Origin of the sequence: Zoogloea sp., assembly GCF_030157465.1 — a bacterium.
Taxonomy (GTDB): Bacteria; Pseudomonadota; Gammaproteobacteria; order Burkholderiales; family Rhodocyclaceae; genus Zoogloea.
This window is the reverse complement of record NZ_JAOAUU010000076.1, coordinates 1-3972: the sequence shown is the minus strand read 5'-3', so window position 1 is coordinate 3972 and position 3972 is coordinate 1. Positions and strand designations below refer to the sequence as shown.

Genomic DNA, 3972 nt, shown 5'->3' with positions numbered 1-3972 from the left:
AGGCTGAGTTTGCGCATGGGGGAATATCTCCAGGGTGGGCGTGTTTCGTTGGCTCACCAGTCTGGGTTTTCCCTGTTTCGGGAGGATTACGTTTCAGTTAATGCGCTTCGACGAGGGGTGACTGACATGCACAGGCGGGGCAAAGGCGCTGTGTGCCGTCCGGTGCGGGAGGTGTCTTCCAGGCACCACGAAACTGAAACCTTGCCTGCGTAGATTTGCCCGCTGCCTGATTCTGCTGCGCCGCAGCAGACAGAAATATCCGGCTTATCGTCACTCAACAGGAAAAACAAATGCAAAAGAAACTGATCGCTTTGGCCGTTGCCGGCCTGGCTTCCTCCAGCGCCTTCGCCCAAGCCAATGTGACTGTTTATGGTGTGGCCGACGCGTCCTTCGACGTTGTCAGGATCGGTGGCGATGCCAAGAACGAACTGGGCAACACCACCCGTGTTTCCACCAATTCTTCTTATCTCGGCTTCAAGGGGGCGGAGGCTCTGGGCAACGGCCTGAGCGCCGTGTTCCAGTTTGAAAGCGGTGTGGGTTTCGATAACTCCGGCACCCTCAGCACCAACCGGGACAGCTACGTCGGCCTTGCCGGCGGCTTCGGTACCGTACTGCTGGGCACCCTCACCGGCCCGACCCGCGCCCTGGGCACCGCCCTCGATGTGAACGTGGGTGCCACGGGCATCGGCGCCAACTCCGCGCTGCTGGGCAAGCTGGGCAACAAGCTGAACGGCAGCACCAGCAGTACCGGCAGTTACAGCGGTGGCTCCACCTGTGCCCGTTCCGCTTCCTGCAACTCAATCTTCGACAGTCGCTGGAAGAACGCCATTGCCTACGTGTCGCCGACCTTTGGTGGCCTCAACGCCACGGTGGCTTACGTGGCCAACGAAAACAAGGCGATGGATGGCATGGCCGCTGCCAGCACCTCCGGCTTCGATACCGGCCTGAAGTACGCCCAGGGCCCGATCATGGCTGCCGTGACCTATAACGCGGTCATTACCAACGACGCTACCGATCTGAAGATCAGCGATCTGCGTGTTGGTGGCAGCTACAACTTCGGCACGGCTTCCGTGCGTGCCGTGTTCGACCTGGCCCGTGCCGACAAGCTTGGTGGCAAGAAGTTTACCCAGGCGGTGTACGGCCTTGGTGCCACCTTCGACCTGACCCCGGCCAGCAAGCTGCTTGGCCAGGTGTACGTGGCGCGTGACCTGAAGCAGGATGGCAGCAGCCAGGACGACAGCGGTGCCAAGCTGTTCGAGCTCGGCTTCCAGCACAGCCTGTCGAAGCGCACGATGCTGAAGGCGACCTACGCCCTGATCAAGAACGACACCAACGCCAACTACGATTTTGGTGTCAATGCGGCGGGCATCAACCCGGGCGGCATGCCCGCGGGCTTCAGTGCGGCGGGCGGATCGGTGCAGGGGATTTCATTCGGTGTGCGCCACACCTTCTGATCCAGCCTGAGTCGAGCCTGAATGCGGGCTGGTCACGGACGGGCACCTTCGGGTGCCCGTTTTTCGTGGACACACGCGTGCCTCCCGCATCAGTAAAAAAGCCCCCCGCCGTGAAGCGGGAGGCCTGAAGCAAGGGCTGGCTGACGCAGAGAGCGGGTCAGACGGCGATTTCACCCCCGTCGGTGCGGGTGACGACGACGGTTGCCGAGCGCGGCCGCTTGGTGGATGCGGCATCGCTCTGGCTGGCCGGCCAGGCGCTGGTCGGGGTGGCCAGGCTGCCGAGTTCGCCCGGGTGCTGGACGTTGACGAAGAGGGTCTTGCGGTCCGGGGTCATGGCGAGGCCGGTGATCTCGCAGTCCTTCGGGCCGACCAGGAAGCGGCGCACGGTGGCGGCGCTGGCGTCGGCACCCTTCAGGGTCGGCATGCCGCTGGCTGCGGTCACCGCGCCGCCGTCACCGACCTTGCCGGGAATGGCGGCCAGCATCATGCAGTTGGTGACGTCGGTGTAGGCGCCGTCGTCGGTCTGGATCCACAGCATGCCGTTCTTGTCGAACCACAGGCCGTCGGGGCTGGAGAAGTCATTGACGTCGGTGAGCTTTGACAGGTTCACGTTGGCGGCGGCGGTGGCTTCGGCACCGAACAGGTAGATATCCCAGGCGAAGGTGACGGCGGCGGCGTCGCTGCCGGCTTCGCGCCAGCGGATGATGTGGCCGTGCACGTTGCCCTTCTGGGTGGTGGCTCCCTTCAGGTCTTCGTAGTAGCGCGGGTTGGCGGTGTCGGTGTTGGCGGCGGTGCGGCTGCTGTTGTTGGTGAGGGTCATGTAGACCTCGCCGTTGGTCGGGTTCACCGCGCCCCATTCCGGACGGTCCATCTTGGTGGCACCGACCGAGTCGGCAGCCAGGCGGGCGTGGGTGAGCACGTCGGCCTGGTCGGCGAAGGGGTAGGTGGCGTTGGCGGCGCTGAGGCCGTTCTTGCCGAAGGTGAGTTCCACCCAGGTGCCCGAGCCGTCGGTGTTGAACTTGGCCACGTAGAGGGTGCCTTCGTCCATGTACTTGGCGCCGGCGGCGAGGCCTCTGCCGATGTCGGCGGTGTCCCAGTTGGCCTTGGAGACGAACTTGTAGATGTATTCGTTCTGCGAGTCGTCACCCATGTAGAACACCAGCGGCTTGCCGGCGACAGGATTGCAGGGCCACGCGCCTTCGTGGGCGAAGCGGCCGAGGGCGCTGCGCTTGACCGGCTTGGAGGACGGGTTGAAGGGGTCGATCTCGACGACCCAGCCGAAGGTGTTGAAGGCGTTGCGGTAGTCGTCGGCGGCGCTGGCACCGGTGACCGAGGCGGTCCAGCGGGCGTAGTCGTCGGCATTGCCGGTGACGGGGGTGTCCCACAGGTAGCTGCTCTTGGTGCCCTGAGCGAGACGGTAGCGGTTGAGGGCGGTGACCTCGGCGGCGCTGCGCAGGGCGTTGTCGCCGGCGGCACGGCTGATCACGTTGGTGAAGTTTTCTTCACAGGTGAGGTAGGTGCCCCAGGGGGTGTAGCCGTTGGCGCAGTTGTTGTTGGTGCCGCGGGTCGTGGTGCCGTCCGGCGAATACTTGGTCTTGACCAGGTTCGAGCCCCGCACCGGGCCGGCGAAATCCATCGGGGTGGCGGAGGTGATGCGGCGGTTGAATTTCGAGCCACGCACCATGCTCATGGCGCTGCCCGAGGCGTCGCGCTTGACTTCGCAGACGGTGACGCCGTGGGCATTCACTTCCTTGTCCACTTCGGCGGCAACGCGGGCGGCGCCGCTGGTGCGGCCGCTGGCATGCAGGCCGTAGGGGCGCACCACGTACTCGTTATTTACGCACAGCAGGCCGCGGTCGGAGCGGTTGGCGCTGTAGCTGTCGGTTTCCGAGAGGCCGAAGTAGTGCATGCCGTCGTGACCGTCACCGACGCGCCGTTCGTAGGATTCGGCGGTCTCCGAGCCGTCGTTGGCCCACGCCGCATCGGTGAGGCTCAGCGGGTCGCCAAGGGCGTGCAGGATGCGGGTCTGGTAGCCGGCAGGCACGGTGACGAGGTCGAGCTTGTTCTTGGCGACGGCGTCGAAGTTGAGGGCCAGCGCGGCCTTGCCGTCGTTACTGCCGCCACAGGCGGACAGGCTGACGCCGCCGAGCAGCGTGGAGGCGGTGACCGCCACACCGCCCTTGAGCACACCACGCCGGCTGAGGCGCGTCGCAATGACTTCCTGAATGTGGGTGTTGGCAGAGGGGTTGTCGATCTCGTTGCTCATTCGTGACTCCAGGGGGGAGGGCGTAAAGCGACGAATTGTGTTGTCGGCAGGTGACGGCTTGATTAAAGCGGGCGGGCCGCGACGCGGCTGGCAGGCCTGCCGAGGAGGGTAATGGCATGCCGGCGCGAACCTGGGCTCTTCCTGGGTTGAGCTTTTACGGGCGGGCTTTCCGGTATTTGGCGTCACATTGGCCGGGAGTTTCCCACGGCCGGGTTTGCACACCCGGCCGGCTACGGCGGCGCGGAGCGATGC

Annotated in this window: 2 protein-coding genes; one reads left to right on the top strand and one right to left on the bottom strand. The window is 64.9% G+C overall.

Annotated elements, in window-relative coordinates; genetic code table 11:
* Nucleotides 1-290 precede the first annotated feature (290 nt).
* Nucleotides 291-1454, top strand: coding sequence for a porin (locus Q1W26_RS09925; RefSeq protein ID WP_300439237.1), 1164 nt, complete (start codon nt 291-293; stop codon nt 1452-1454).
* Nucleotides 1455-1611: 157 nt separating this feature from the next.
* Here Q1W26_RS09925 and Q1W26_RS09920 read toward each other — a convergent pair whose 3' ends face one another.
* Nucleotides 1612-3720 (bottom strand): PhoX family phosphatase, encoded by a 2109-nt coding sequence (locus tag Q1W26_RS09920; RefSeq protein ID WP_300439234.1) that lies wholly within the window; start codon nt 3718-3720, stop codon nt 1612-1614.
* Nucleotides 3721-3972: the final 252 nt, after the last annotated feature.